This window comes from Micromonospora sp. NPDC050187, from assembly GCF_044459745.1.
Classification (GTDB): domain Bacteria; phylum Actinomycetota; class Actinomycetes; order Mycobacteriales; family Micromonosporaceae; genus Micromonospora.
The window spans coordinates 290,103-304,710 of the sequence record NZ_JBITJH010000005.1 but is presented as its reverse complement, the minus strand read 5'-3'; the positions used below and the strand labels follow the sequence as shown (position 1 = coordinate 304,710).

The 14,608-nt window shown below is 72.9% G+C and carries 9 protein-coding genes; 2 read left to right on the top strand and 7 right to left on the bottom strand.

Features of this window, described 5'->3' with window-relative positions:
* Window positions 1–53 precede the first annotated feature (53 nt).
* Complete coding sequence (locus tag ACIBJE_RS11105) at window positions 54–1,325, bottom strand: DNA polymerase III subunit delta' (protein WP_396746359.1); 1,272 nt, start codon at window positions 1,323–1,325, stop codon at window positions 54–56.
* Complete coding sequence (gene tmk / locus ACIBJE_RS11100) at window positions 1,325–3,385, bottom strand: dTMP kinase (protein WP_396746710.1); 2,061 nt, start codon at window positions 3,383–3,385, stop codon at window positions 1,325–1,327. Before tmk ends, ACIBJE_RS11105 begins: the two co-directional genes overlap by 1 nt.
* A 308-nt stretch (window positions 3,386–3,693) precedes the next feature.
* On the opposite strand from tmk, the gene ACIBJE_RS11095 reads away from it, so the two are divergent.
* On the top strand, window positions 3,694–4,902 hold the full coding sequence (locus ACIBJE_RS11095; protein WP_396746356.1) for an amino acid deaminase/aldolase: 1,209 nt from the start codon (window positions 3,694–3,696) through the stop codon (window positions 4,900–4,902).
* Window positions 4,903–4,913: 11 nt separating this feature from the next.
* Here the strand turns inward: ACIBJE_RS11095 and ACIBJE_RS11090 are convergent, their stop codons facing one another.
* Entirely contained in the window at window positions 4,914–5,579 is a 666-nt protein-coding gene (locus ACIBJE_RS11090) for a TetR family transcriptional regulator (RefSeq protein ID WP_396746707.1), read from the bottom strand.
* Between the two features lie 218 nt (window positions 5,580–5,797).
* On the opposite strand from ACIBJE_RS11090, the gene ACIBJE_RS11085 reads away from it, so the two are divergent.
* Window positions 5,798–7,114 (top strand): D-arabinono-1,4-lactone oxidase, encoded by a 1,317-nt coding sequence (locus tag ACIBJE_RS11085; RefSeq protein ID WP_396746353.1) that lies wholly within the window; start codon window positions 5,798–5,800, stop codon window positions 7,112–7,114.
* Between the two features lie 88 nt (window positions 7,115–7,202).
* Here ACIBJE_RS11085 and topA read toward each other — a convergent pair whose 3' ends face one another.
* From topA to ACIBJE_RS11065, 4 genes are all read right to left on the bottom strand, one after another.
* Window positions 7,203–10,043, bottom strand: a complete 2,841-nt coding sequence (topA, locus tag ACIBJE_RS11080) for a type I DNA topoisomerase (protein WP_396746350.1) — start codon at window positions 10,041–10,043, stop codon at window positions 7,203–7,205.
* Window positions 10,044–10,468: 425 nt separating this feature from the next.
* Window positions 10,469–11,224 carry a hypothetical protein gene (locus tag ACIBJE_RS11075; RefSeq protein ID WP_396746347.1) on the bottom strand — a complete coding sequence of 252 codons (756 nt, stop codon included), beginning with the start codon at window positions 11,222–11,224 and terminating at the stop codon, window positions 10,469–10,471.
* Window positions 11,215–11,757, bottom strand: coding sequence for a hypothetical protein (locus ACIBJE_RS11070; protein ID WP_396746344.1), 543 nt, complete (start codon window positions 11,755–11,757; stop codon window positions 11,215–11,217). The genes ACIBJE_RS11075 and ACIBJE_RS11070 overlap by 10 nt, the downstream gene beginning before the upstream one ends.
* Window positions 11,758–11,926: 169 nt before the next feature.
* Complete coding sequence (locus tag ACIBJE_RS11065; RefSeq protein ID WP_396746341.1) at window positions 11,927–14,290, bottom strand: sodium-translocating pyrophosphatase; 2,364 nt, start codon at window positions 14,288–14,290, stop codon at window positions 11,927–11,929.
* Between the last annotated feature and the right edge of the window lie 318 nt (window positions 14,291–14,608).

Here is a 14,608-nt window from a genome sequence, read left to right as displayed (position 1 = left end):
GTCGATGGCCCGGGGAGCAGGGGAAGTGCCCGTTCAGCGGTACCGGGTGGGGCTCAGCCCTTCCACAGGGCGAGCATCATCGCCTCTACGGCGATCTTCGGCTTGACGTTGGCCTCGATGGCGGCGCGACACTCCAGCACCGCCTCCAGCCGCCGCAGCGCCCCCTCGGCGTCCCACTTCTCCGCGCCGGCGCGGGCCATCGCCACGGTGTCGGTGTGCACCGGCGCGACCGGGGCCCGCAGCGCGGTGACCAGGGCGTCCCGGTAGAACCCGGCCAGGTCGACCAGGGCCCGGTCCAGCGCGTCCCGCTGCGCCCGGGTGGCCCGGGACTTCTGCCGCTTCTCCAGGTCCTTGATCTGCCCGGCGGCCCCGCGCATCGCCCCGGCGGCTCCCCGGCCGGTGCCGCCCGCGCCGAGCGCGGTCTGCAACGCGGCCTTCTCGGCGGCGTCGGTCTCGGCGACGGTCGCCGCGGCCTCCGCCTCGGCGGCCTCGATCAGCGCGGACGCGGCGTCGAAGGCGGCCCCCACCCCGGTCAGCCGGCGCGGCACGGCCAGCACCGCGTCCCGCCGGGTGCGGGCCTCCGGGTCCCCGGCCAGCCGGCGGGCCCGGCCCACGTGGCCCTGGGCGGCGGACGCCGCCCACTCGGCCACGTCGGGGGCGATCCCGTCCCGACGGACCAGCACCTCGGCCACCGCGTCGGGCGGCGGCTGCCGAAGCGGTACGACCCGGCAGCGCGACCGGATGGTCACCGAGATGTCGTCCGGGTGGGTGGACGGCGCGCAGAGCAGGAAGACCGTACGCGGGGGCGGCTCCTCGATCGCCTTGAGCAGCGCGTTGCCGGCCGCCTCGGTGAGCCGGTCGGCGTCGGAGATGATCACGACCTGCCACCGACCGCCGGACGGGGTGCTCGCCGCCCGCAGCACCAGGGCACGCATGTCGTTCACACCGATGGAGAGCCCCTCGGGCACGACCAGCCGGACGTCGGCGTGCGTACCGGCCATGGTGGTGTGACAGCCGGCGCAGGTGCCGCAGCCCGTGCCGTGGACGCACTGGAGGGCGGCGGCGAAGGCACGGGCGGCCATCGAACGGCCCGAGCCGGGTGGGCCGGTGAAGATCCAGGCATGGGTCATCCCCGCACCCGGGCCCGGTCCCGCCCCGCCGGTCGGGTCGGTCCCGCCGTCCGGACCGGTCCCGCCGGTCGGGTCGGAGGCGGCCGTGGGGTGGGTGCCGGCGGCCCGCAGCACGGCGGCGGCCGCGCCGGCGGCCCGGCGCAGCGTGTCGACCGCCTCGTCCTGCCCGACCAGCTCGGCGAAGACCTCCGGCATCAGCGGCGTTGCTCCATCGTCACCAGCTCCGTGTCGGATAACTCCGGCTGCGTCGAGGTGTCCGGCTGCTTCGCCGGCGCCGGGTGCACGATCGCCGGGTCGTCCAGCATCGCCTCGATCCGGCTGGCCACCTGGACGGCGATCTCCTCCTGCGGGCGGGACGCGTCGAGCACCAGGTAGCGCTTCGGGTCGGCGGCGGCGAGGTCGAGGAAGGCGTACCGGACCCGCTCGTGGAAGGCGAGCGACTCGGCCTCGACGTGGTCGGTCTCCCCGCCCCGGGCCGCGACCCGGGCCAGGCCGGTGCGCGGGTCGACGTCGAGCAGCACCACCAGGTCGGGCTTGAGGCCGCCGGTGGCCCAGGAGGAGAGCCAGGACACCTCGTCGACCGGCAGCGTCCGGCCGGCCCCCTGGTACGCCAGGGAGGAGTCGACGTACCGGTCGCTGACCACCACCGCGCCCCGGACCAGCGCGGGCCGGACCACGGTGGCCACGTGGTGCGCCCGGTCGGCGGCGTAGAGCAGCGCCTCGGCGCGCGGCGACGGGGTGTCCGAGCCGGGGGCTCCGAGCAGCAGCGTGCGGATCCGCTGGCCGACCGGGGTGGCCCCGGGCTCCCGGGTGACCACCACCTCGCGCCCCTGCCCGCCGAGGGTCTCGGCGAGCCGGGTGACCTGGGTGGACTTGCCGGACCCCTCGCCGCCCTCGAAGACCACGAAGAGACCGGCGGAGACGAAGGGCTCGGCGGGGGTGAGCGGACGGCCCCGCATCGAGCCCCACAGGTCGGCGAGGACCGGGACGCCCTTCTTGTCGTCCATCTGCCGGAAGGCGCTGATCCCGGCGAAGATTCCGGCCAGGCCGGCGGCGAGCAGCAGCAGCCGGGTGGAGGAGATCGAGATGCCGAGATCGGCGATGCGCAGTTCCCGGGAACCGCCGACGCCGACCAGGAGGCTGCTCAGCGCGATCGCGAAGATCAGCACCAGCCGGGTGCCGATCTGCACCACGGCGAAGACCCGGCCCCGGACCTCGTCGGCGATCTCCCCGCCGAGCAGGGTGGTGCCGGCGAGGAAGGCCATGCCCGCGCCCGCGCCGACCAGGATCGCCCCGAGCATCGCCATGGACAGGTGGATGGCGAAGGCGAGTGCCAGGACGGACGCGCTGGCCAGCACGATGCTCATGCCGAACCAGCGGCGGCGGGAGAGGTCCCGGACGACCATCGGGCCGAGCCCGATGCCGATCGCCAGACCGATGAAGATCGCCCCGAATAGGAGGTAGAAGGCGGCGTCGCCGGCCCCCAGCGAGTTGGCGAAGAAGCGGGCGGTGCCGATCACGATGCCGCCACCGGCGAACGCGCCGAAGATGCCGAGCACCAGTCCCCGCACCAGCGGGGTCTGGCCGATGAACCGCCAGCCCTCCTTGAACTGGCGGAGCATGCTCTGCTCGGCGCGGGACTCCCGCTCGGCCTTGCCCTGGCTGATCTCCTTGATGCCGAAGGCCACCACCAGCGCGGTGGCCAGCCGGGAGAGTGCGTTGAACCAGAGCGCCAGCTGTGCGGGCTCGGACCAGGCGGGCACCTCGCCGCCGGTGGCGGCCCGGACGCTGGCGTCCAGCCCGGCGATGCTCAGCGCGGCCAGGACCGGGGTGAGGCCGTACGTGCTGATCAGGCTGAGCTGGTTGGCCATCTCCAGCCGGGCGCGCGGGATGAGGTTCGGGACCGCCGCTTCCTTGGCCGGGAGCCACATCAGGGTGATCGTCTCGATCAGGAACGTCGCCACCGTGGCCCAGCCGACCGCCACCCCGCCGCTGGCGCCGAGGAGCGCGACCATCGGGATGGAGGCGAACAGCAGGAAGCGGAGCACGTCGCAGATGACCATCGTCCAGCGCCGGTCGAACCGGTCGGCGAAGACCCCGGCGAGCGGGCCGAGCACCAGCGCGGGCAGCAGCCGGATGGCGATGACGGTGCCGAACGCGGCGCCCTTGGCGGTGCTCCCCTCGACCTGGTCGGCGGCGAAGATGGAGGTGGCGAGGAGGCCGAGCCAGTCACCGTACGAGGCGGCGCTGAGCACGATCCACAGCCGGCGGAACGGCCGGATGCGCAGCACGGAGCGGAGGGCGGCGTAGCCCGTCCGGTCGGCCTGGTTCGGCGTCGACACGCCGGCCGACTCGCCGTTCTTCTGGCTTTCGATGGCCGTACCTCCAGTGGCGGCCCATCCCTGGGCGTCTCCCGGTGTCACACTCTAGTCGCGGTGGGCAGTCATCCCGCTGAAGTGACATCCTGCTGCTCGCGAGCCTAGGGCCTCGGCGCACCGGGCCACCGACCCGGTCGGACGCGAGGGTGTTTCGCATTAGCCGTTTTCACAGTTAGCGTGCTCACGTGGCCATCGAACGCGACCTTCTCCGCGACCGCCTGGACCGGGCGACCACCCACCTCGACCCACCGTTCGCCGTGGTCGACCTGGCCGCCTTCGACACCAACGCCGCCGCGCTGGTCGACCGGGCCGCCGGCAAGCCGGTCCGGGTGGCCAGCAAGTCGGTCCGCAGCCGCGACCTGCTCGCCCGGGTGCTCGGCCGGCCCGGCTGGCGGGGCGTGCTCGCGTTCACCCTGCCCGAGGCGATCCGGCTGGTCCGTGCCGAGGTCAGCGACGACGTGGTGGTCGCGTACCCGACCGCCGACCGGGCGGCCCTGGCCGAACTGGCCGGCGACCCGGGACTCGCCGCGGCGGTGACCCTGATGGTGGACGACCCGGCGCAACTCGACCTCGTCGACGCGGTACGCGCCCCGGGGCAGCGCCCCGACCTGCGGGTCTGCCTCGACCTGGACGCCTCCTGGCGACCGCTGCACGGGCGGGTGCACGTCGGGGTGCGCCGTTCGCCGGTGCACAGCGCGACGGCCGCCGGCGCGTTCGCCGCCGCCGTCACCGGGCGGCGCGGCTTCCGGCTGGTCGGGGTGATGGCGTACGAGGCGCAGATCGCCGGACTGGGCGACGCCCCGCCGGGGCAGGCGCTGCGGGGCGCCGCGATCCGGGCGGTGCAGCGCCGGTCGTACCGGGAACTGCTGGCCCGCCGGGGCGCGGCGGTGGACGCCGTGCGGGCGCACGCCGACCTGGAGTTCGTCAACGGCGGCGGCACCGGCAGCGTCGCCGCGACCAGCGCCGACCCGGCGGTCACCGAGGTCACCGCCGGATCCGGGCTGTACGGACCGACGCTCTTCGACGCGTACCGCGCCTGGCGGCCCACCCCGGCGGCGTTCTTCGCCTGCGCGGTGGTCCGCCGCCCCGCCCCCGGGGTGGCCACGGTGCTCGGCGGCGGATGGGTGGCCTCCGGGCCCGCCGAGCGCAGCCGGCTCCCCCGGCCCTGGCTGCCGGCCGGGTTGCGGCTGGTCGGCACCGAGGGCGCGGGCGAGGTGCAGACCCCGCTGACCGGCGCGGAGGCCGACCGGCTCCGGGTGGGTGACCGGGTCTGGTTCCGCCATGCCAAGGCCGGCGAGGTCTGCGAACGGGTGAACGAACTGCACCTGGTGGACGGGGACGCCGTGGTCGCGACCGTCCCCACCTACCGGGGTGAGGGATGGGCGTTCCTGTGACCGGGCGGACGTCAGCCGGCGTCGGCGGTCACCGCGGCGGCCGGCGAACCGGCCGGCTCCTCGCCGTCCGCGTTGTTCCCGGCGCTGCCGTTCCCGTCTGCGCCGCTCACCTCGTCGGCGCGGTCAGGAGCCTGGACCTGGCGGTGCAGGTACTCCCGGATCAGCGCCTTGGCCTCGTCCAGCACCCGCTCGTCCCCCTCCGGCTGACGGCGGAACGCGAGCTTGATCAACGCGTCGGCCGCCTCGACGGCGATCTCCAGGATGAAACGGAGCCGGGGTCCGTCGGCCAGACCGAACCGCTCGGTCAGCACCCGGGCCAACTGGTCGGCGATCACGCCGTTGTTGTCCCGTTGCTCGTCGAGCAGGTGCAGGTCGACCACGTCGCCGAAGTGCAGGGTACGGAAACCGGGAACGGTGCGGTGCATCGTGATGTACTCGTCGATCGCCGCGTCGACGCCGTCCCACCAGTCGGTGAGGTCGTCCGAGGCGAACCGCGCGTCGAGCCGCTGGAGGTAGGACTCCATCGTGCGCAGGGTCAACGCCTGCACGATCGCCCGCTTGTCCGGGAAGAACTGGTAGACCGAACCGATCGCGACCTCGGCCCGTTCGGCGAGGAGCGTGGTGGTCAGCCCTTCGTACCCCACCTCGTCGACGAGCTCGGCGCAGGCGTCCAGCATCCGCTGGACCCGCGCGACACTTCGCCCCTGCACCGGTACCCGGCGCAGCGGCCCGGTCGTGGCGGCTGGTGTGGACACTCGACGCCACCCCCCTTCGACGAATGAACATTTCTGCACGTCACGGAAGCGTGACGCTACCGGTACTAACGAGCGGGCCGGCAATGTGGTGTTTACCAGGCACAACGTTCTGATGGTTCCCCTGGCGCACGGAGGCGCACATGACGCGGACGATTCCTGCCGGCACCGCCTGGACGAACTGGGCGGGTAACCAGCGCAGCGTCGCCGGGGCGGTGCCCCGACCACGCGACACCGACGAGGTGGCCGAGGCGGTACGGGCCGCCGCCGAGGCGGGTGCACGGATCAGGCCGGTGGGCAGCGGCCACTCCTTCACCGCCATCGCCGCCACCGACGGTCACCGGCTGGAGCTGACCGACCTCGCCGAGCCGGTCCGGGTGGACCGGGAGCGCCGGCTGGTCACCGTGCCCGCCGGGATGACCCTGCGGACGCTCAACGACCTGCTCGCCACGCACGGCCTGGCCATGCCCAACCTGGGCGACATCGACGCGCAGACCATCGCCGGGGCGATCTCCACCGGCACCCACGGCACCGGCGCGCGACTCGGTTGCCTGGCCACCACCGTCGAGGCGCTGACCCTGGTCACCGGCACCGGGGAGGTGCTGCGCTGCTCCGCCGACGCGCACCCGGACGTCTTCGCCGCCGCCCGGGTCGGGCTGGGCGCGCTCGGCGTGCTGACCGAGGTGACCCTGCGCTGCGTGGACGCCTTCACGCTGCTCGCCCACGAACGCCCGGCGCGGCTGGCCGACGTGCTGGCCGACCTGCCCGCGCTGCTCGACGGGCACGACCACGTCGAGTTCTACTGGTTCCCGTACACCGACCGGGTGCAGGTCAAGACCAACGACCGGGTACCGGCCGACGACCGGCCGCTGCCGGGGTGGCGGGGCTGGCTGGACGACGAGTTCCTGGCGAACACCGTCTTCGAGCGGGCCTGCCGGCTGGGCCGGGCGGCGCACCGGCTCGTCCCGGCGATCAGCGCGGTCAGCGCCCGGGCGCTGACCGAACGGCGGTACACCGGCCGCTCCGACCGGATCTTCTGCACCCCGCGCCGGGTCCGCTTCGTGGAGATGGAGTACGCCCTGCCCCGCGCCGCGCTCGGCGAGGCGCTGGACGCACTCCGCCGGATCGTCGACGGGCTGCCGTTCCCGGTGCTCTTCCCGGCCGAGGTGCGGTTCACCGCGCCGGACGACATCTGGCTGTCGCACGGGTACGGGCGTGAGTCCGCGTACATCGCCGTCCACCAGTACGTGGGCATGCCGTACGAGCCGTACTTCCGGGCGTTCGAGGAGGTGGCCCGGGGGCTGGCCGGTCGACCGCACTGGGGCAAGCTGCACTACCGCGACGCCGGGTCGCTCGCCCCCGCCTACCCCCGGTTCGCGGACTTCCAGGCCCTCCGGGACACCGTCGACCCCGCCCGTGTCTTCACCAACCCATACCTGACCCGCGTCCTCGGCGCATAGCCGGGATCGGCTCCGGAACACGGCGTGTCGGGGGGTCCGAGCGGGATGCCCCGACACGCCGTGTTCCGAGTCGATCATGACCGCCGGATCACTCGGGTTGGGCGGTCGCCTTGCGCGGGGTGGCCTTCTTCGCCGGGGCCTTCTTGGCGGCGGTGGCCTTCTTGGCGGCCGTGGTCTTCGCCGTGCCGGTCTTCGTGGCGCTGGTCTTCTTGGCCGCCGTGGTCTTCTTCGCCGCGGGAGCCTTCTTCGCCCCTGCGGCCTTCCTCGTCGTCTTCTTGGGCGCCGGCCCCTTCGCCCGCTTCTCGGCGAGCATCTCGGAGGCCTCCTCGATGGTCAGCGCCTCCGGCGTCTGCCCCCGCCGCAGCGACGCGTTGCTCTCGCCGTCGGTGACGTACGGACCGAACCGGCCGTCCTTGATCACCAGGGGCTTCTCGGTCAGCGGGTCGACGCCCATCTCGCGCAGCGGCGGCGCGGCGGCACGCCGCTGGCGGGTCTTCGGAGCGGCGAGCAGGGCCAGCGCCTCGTCCAGCGTGACCGTGAACATCTTCTCCTCGGAGTCCAGCGACCGGAACTCCTCACCCTGCTTGACGTACGGTCCGTAACGGCCGTTGTTGGCGAAGACCTCGCCGCCGTCCGGGCCGACCCCGACCAGGCGGGGCAGGCTGAGCAGCTTCAGCGCCTCGTCGAAGGTGAGCGAGTCCGGCGACTGGGACCGCAGCAGCGACGACTTCCGTTCGCCACTGGCGACGTACGGGCCGTACCGGCCGGACTTCAGCAGGATCGGCTCCCCGGTGGCTGGGTCGTCGCCGAGCTTGCGCTCACCGCCGCCGCCGAGAAACAGCTCGTGCACCTTCTCCGGGGTCAGTTCGTCGGGGGCCAGCCCCTCCGGGATCGGGGCCCGGTCGCCGGGCGTGCCGCCCTCCTCACCCTCGGCGTGTGCCGCCGGGGCCTCGTCGGGCACCGCCCGCTGGAGGTACGGCCCGTACTTGCCGACCCGGACGACCACCTCGCGGCCCTCGTCGTCGGTGAAGAGCGGGATGGAGTTGACACTGCGCGCGTCGATCTCGGTGAGATTCTCGGTGACCAGCTTCTTCAGGCCACCGGAACGGGCGATGTCCTGGTCGCCGGCACCGTTGGCGCTGCCGAAGTAGAACGCGGTGAGGAAGTCGACGGCGGCGTGGTCGCCACCGGCGATCTCGTCCAGCTCGTTCTCCATGCTGGCGGTGAAGTCGTAGTCGATCAGGCGGGGGTAGTGCCGCTCCATCAGCCCGATCACCGCGAACGCCAGGAAGGACGGGATCATCGCCTGGCCGCGCTTGACGACGTACCCCCGGTCCTGGATGGTCTGCATGATCGACGCGTACGTCGACGGACGGCCGATACCCAGCTCCTCCAGGGCCTTGACCAGCGACGCCTCGGTGTAGCGCGACGGCGGCTGGGTGTGGTGCTCCTGGGCGGCCAGCTCGTCGGCGGTGAGCGGCTGGTCCTTCACCAGGTTGGGCAGCCGACGCTCGGCGTCCTCGGCCTCGGCGTTCTCGTCGTCGCTGGACTCGACGTACGCCCGCAGGAAGCCCGGATCGGTGATGGTCTTGCCGGTGGCGCCGAAGTCGGCCTCCTCCTGGGCGCTGGAGACCGCGCGGATCCGCACCGAGACGCTGGAGCCGACCGCGTCGGTCATCTGCGAGGCGATGGTGCGCCGCCAGATCAGCTCGTAGAGCCGGTACTCCTCGGTGGACAGCTCGTTGCGCACGTCGCCCGGGGTGCGGAAGTTGTCCCCGGCGGGGCGGATCGCCTCGTGCGCCTCCTGCGCGTTCTTCACCTTGCCGGTGTAGCGGCGCGGCTCCGGCGGCACGCTGCGCTCGCCGTACAGCTCGACGATCTGCCGGCGGGCCGCCGCGATCGCGGTCTCCGACAGGTTCACCGAGTCGGTACGCATGTAGGTGATGTAGCCGTTCTCGTACAGCCGCTGCGCGGTGCGCATCGTCTGCTGCGACGAGAAGCGCATCTTGCGGGCCGCCTCCTGCTGGAGCGTGGAGGTGATGAACGGCGCGTACGGACGGCGGCGGTAGGGCTTCTCCTCGACCCGGGTGACGGCGAACGGCCGTCCCGCCAGGCGGGCGGCGAGTCCGCGTGCCCCACCGGCGTCGAGGTGGACCACGCCCGCGCCCGGCCGGACCCGACCCGTGGTCGGCTCGAAGTCCTTGCCGCTGGCGATCCGGTCGCCGTTCAGCGCGATCAGGGTGGCGGAGAAGGTACGCGGTCCCTCGCCCGGCTGGGCCACTGCGAGGGTGGCGAGGATGTCCCAGTACTCGGCGCTGCGGAAGGCCATCCGCTGCCGCTCGCGCTCCACCACGATCCGGGTGGCCACCGACTGGACCCGGCCCGCCGAGAGCTTCGGCATGACCTTCTTCCAGAGCACCGGGGAGACCTCGTAGCCGTAGAGCCGGTCGAGGATCCGCCGGGCCTCCTGGGCGTCGACCAGGGCGCGGTCGATCTCACGCGGGTTCGCCACCGCCGCCTGGATCGCCGGCTTGGTGATCTCGTGGAAGACCATCCGCTTGACCGGCACCTTGGGCTTGAGCGTCTCCACCAGGTGCCAGGCGATGGCCTCGCCCTCGCGGTCCTCGTCGGTGGCGAGGAGGATCTCGTCGACCTCCTTGGCCAGCCGGGTCAGCTTGGTGATCTGCTGCTTACGGTCGGCGGAGACCACGTAGAGGGCGTGGAAGCCGTTGTCGACGTCCACCCCGAGCCGGGCCCAGGGTTCCCCCTTGTACTTGGCCGGCACGTCGGCGGCGTTGCGGGGCAGGTCGCGGACGTGCCCAAAGCTGGCCTCCACGACGTATCCCGGGCCGAGGTAGCCCGAGATCGTCTTGGCCTTCGCCGGTGACTCGACGATGACCAGACGGGTGGTCCTGGCGTTGCTCGGCACGTCTCCTGCGACCTCACTCCTGCTCGTGGCCCGGCCGCCTCCGGGCGGCACCGCCGTGCTTCCGGACCGCCGACGGTCCGGATGTCCAACGTAACGCGCTGCCCGCGTTCGGGGTTTCGTGGGCGGCGAAGCCACCCGACAGCGGCGGTCGCCTCCCGACGCGGCGCGGACGCATGTGCCGGACGGCGTCACCGTACACCGCGAATCCACCACCGGGCGGGCCACTGTGTCGAACGTCGGCCCGCGACCGGCGCTGCGGGGGATCACCCGGGGACGCCGTCCGACCACCCGCTGTCCCCTACCCGACAGCAGGCCAGGCCATGCGGGAGACGCCGGAGGAAGATCGTTCGGGCGGCGCGCCGAGCGGCGACGCGGGGTCCGGTTCGCACTTTCTGCGGGCGATCCACTACTCATGGTGACCAGCGTCAGGTCGGGCCGGACGGCCATTCGATCGCCGGGGCGGCCGTCGGGCGGTCGCCGACCAGCTCGGCCAGCCGGGTCAGCCGCCGCCGGCCACTGATCCGGTACGCCGGTCCGCCCGTCGCCTCGTCGAGGAAGATCCCGGGGAGCCCGACGGCGGCCAGTGCCCGTCCGACCGGCTCCCAGCAGGGCTCGTCGGCCGGGCCGAGGTGCAGCCGGAAGCCGGACGGTTCGGCGACTCCCGCTGCGGCCAGCCAGAGCCGCAGCCGGCGGCCGTTGAGGTGGAAGGTGGCGGGCGGCCCCTTGCGCACCGGATCCTCCCCGACGACCGGTGGACCGGCCACCCGGCCTTTCCCCTCCGCCCCCGGCCCGTCGGACGCCGGGACGCGCGGGCTGCCGAGCACCTCGGTGGCCCCCGGCTGCGGATCGTCGGGCACCGGGCCGCCGGGGAGCCAGGCCGCCGCGAGCGGCGCCAGGGCGCTGGTGTACGAGGTGCGGACGCGGTGCCGGTCCCCGGTCGCCTCCCAGCTCGCGTTCAGCCCGCGCCGGGCCAGCTCGGCGACGAGCACGTGCACCCGCCAGGCGACGTCCACCACGACCGACAGCCGGGCGGTGCCGCCCATCCGGACGATCTCGGCCGGCCCGGCGAGCAGCCCGGCCAGGTCGGCGGGGGACGGGTCGGCCGCCTCCGTACCGAACAGGGAGAGCTGCCGGACCGGACCGGGACCGGCCGGCGCGTCGGATGGCGGCGTCAGCGACACTCCGGGACCTCGTCGAAGGCCTGTTTGAGTTCTTCCGAGTTGAGCTTGCTGGTGTCCAGCGCGCTCGCGTCGTACTCCTTGTTGAGGGTGTCCACGGCGGCCCGCACCCCGTCGTAGAACTCGGTCGGTTGGCCGGTGCCCAGCCCCGCGATGGTCTTCCGAGCCCGGCCGTAGGCGTCCCGGACCTTCTCCAGCGAGCCGAGGAACCCGGCGGAGACCTGCTCGCCGTGCTCGGTGTCCGGCACGCCGGCCGCCTCGACCTTGCGGCGGGCGGTCTCGCTGGCCTTCTCGGCCCCGGCGAAGAGCCGGACCAGGTTCTCCCTGGCCTGTGCGGGGGTGGTCTGCGCGGTCATCTGCTGCTGGGTGCTGCTGGTCAGTTTGTTGATCTCGGCGCGCCAGGGGGTGAGGGCCTCGCAGACCGTCGCGGCCCAGACCCGGGGCGTCGGACCGGCGCCACACGCGCCGGCCACGAGGACGATCGTGGCCACGACCACCGTGAGCTTTCCGGCGGCTGCCGCCCGGCACGTACGCATGCGTTGCAGCGTACGGCCTCCGTCGTGATGCGCCACCCACCCGTCGATGCCGGTACGGGGTCCACCGGCCGGACCCGACCGGTGGTGCCGCTCCGGTCGCCTGATCACCGGCGGGCCCGCCGGGTCCCCGGTCGGCGGCGTGCCGACCGGGGACCCGGGGGCCTCGGAGTCAGGCGCGGACCGCCTCCGGACGCTGGTCCGGGTTGCCGGCGGCGGTGCCGCCCGAGCCGCCGTCGGCGTCGGACATCACCACGCCCTTGCGCTTGCTGAACACCACGGCCGCGACGATGACCAGGGTCGCCACGACCGCGATGGTCACCCGCAGCGGGGTGTTGCGGTCGTCGCCCACGCTCCAGGCCACCACGGCCGGGGCGATCAGCAGCGAGACCAGGTTCATCACCTTGATCAGCGGGTTGATCGCCGGGCCGGCGGTGTCCTTGAACGGGTCACCGACGGTGTCGCCGATGACGGTCGCGGCATGCGCCTCGGAGCCCTTGCCGCCGTACGCGCCGTCCTCGACCATCTTCTTGGCGTTGTCCCAGGCACCACCGGAGTTGGACAGGAAGACCGCCATCAGCGTGCCGGCACCGATCGCCCCGGCCAGGTACGACGCGAGCGCGCCCGGCCCGAGACCGAAGCCGACCGCGATCGGGGCGAGGATGGCGAGCAGGCCGGGGGTCATCAGCTCGCGCTGCGCGTCCCGGGTGCAGATGTCGACGACCTTGCCGTACTCGGGGCGCTGGGTGCCGTCCATGATGCCGGGCAGCTCGCGGAACTGCCGGCGTACCTCCATCACCACGGCACCGGCCGAGCGGGAGACCGCGTTGATCGCCAGGCCGGAGAAGAGGAAGACGACCGCCGCCCCGATGATCAGGCCGACCAGGTTGCGCGGGTTGGCGACGTTCAGCGCGTTGAGGATCTCCGCGCCGACGTCCCCCACCCCGGCGTCGGAGTACGCGGTGCGCAGCGTGTCGGTGTACGAGCCGAACAGCGCGGTGGCCGCGAGTACCGCCGTGGCGATCGCGATGCCCTTGGTGATCGCCTTGGTGGTGTTGCCGACCGCGTCCAGCTCGGTGAGGGTCCGCGCGCCGTGCTCGTCGATGTCGCCGGACATCTCGGCCACACCCTGGGCGTTGTCGGAGATCGGGCCGAAGGTGTCCATGGCCACGATCACGCCGACGGTGGTCAGCAGGCCGGTGCCGGCCAGCGCGACCGCGAACAGGGAGAGGGTGATCGAGCTGCCGCCGAGCAGGAAGGCGCCGAACACGCCGGCCCCGATGAGCAGCGCCGAGTAGACCGCCGACTCCAGGCCGACGCTGATGCCGGCGAGGATGACGGTGGCCGGGCCGGTCTGCGAGCTCTTGCCGATGTCCTGCACCGGGCGCTTGTCGGTCTCGGTGAAGTAGCCGGTCAGCGCCTGGATGGCGGCGGCCAGCACGATACCGATGACCACCGCGCCGATGGCGACCAGACGCGGGTTCTGGTCCGCGTCGGTGAGGCCACCCTCCAGGTCGGCGAAGCTCGCCGGCAGGTAGGCGTAGGCGGCGATCGCCACCAGCACCGCGGAGATCAGCGCGGAGAGGTAGAAAGCCCGGTTGATCGCGGTCAGACCGGAGCGGTCCGAAGCGCGCAGCCGGGTGATGAAAACCCCGATGATCGCGACGAGCACGCCGATGGTGGAGATGATCAGCGGGAAGACCAGGCCGTCCGCGCCGAACGCGGCCCGGCCGAGGATCAGTGCCGCGACCAGGGTGACCGCGTACGACTCGAAGAGGTCGGCGGCCATGCCGGCGCAGTCACCGACGTTGTCGCCCACGTTGTCGGCGATGGTGGCCGCGTTACGCGGGTCGTCCTCGGGGATGCCCTGCTCGACCTTACCGACCAGGTCCGCGCCGACGTCGGCGGCCTTGGTGAAGATGCCGCCGCCGACCCTCATGAACATGGCCAGCAGCGCGGCGCCGAAGCCGAAGCCCTCCAGCACGGTCGGCGCGTCACCCCGGTAGAGGATGACGACCAGCGCCGCGCCGAAGAGGCCGAGACCGACGGTGAGGAAGCCGACCACGCCACCGGTGCGGAAGGCGATCTTCATCGCCGCCTCGCGCCCGCCCTGCCGCTCCCGGGCCGCGGCGGCGACCCGCAGGTTGGCCCGGGTGGCCAGCCACATTCCGGCCCCGCCGATGAAGGCGCTGAACGCCGCGCCCACGACGAAGAAGGCCGACCGGCCGATCTTCACCATGGTCTCGCTGCCGTCGGTGTCGTGCACCGGCAGCAGGAAGAGCAGTACGACGGCGACCACCACGAACACCGCGAGTGTCCTGAACTGGCGGAGCAGATAGGCCGAGGCGCCCTCCTGGACCGCCCCGGAGATCTCCTGCATGTTGGTGGTGCCCTTACCGGCTGCCAGTACCGCCTTGGTCAAGGCGGCGGCGAAGACGAGCGCCACCAGCGCGATGACCGCGGCGATGACGACGTACGACACGTTGGCACCGGTAAGGGAGAGCTCGCCGCCGTCGGCGGCCAAGATCCCGGACATCTGTGTCCTCCTGTACCGAACACTCGCGTCGGCCGGTGGGACGTACCGACCGGACGCCTGGATGCGGACTCGCAAGCGGAGCCGCCCACCACCGGGACGCGGACAGCGAAGATCAGCTATAGCCGCTGGTGATGGGCGGGGCACTTGCTGACAACCCGCGTACTGTAGCCCCATCCAGTGTCGGAGGTCACACCGAGGGTACGCCTCATGTGGATGATCTTCGTCGCTGTGATATGTGAGGAAATCTGATATAGGCGGGCATCACGACAAGAAGGCCGCGTCCCCGGGCGGGAACACGACCTTCGTCGGTGTGTCGTC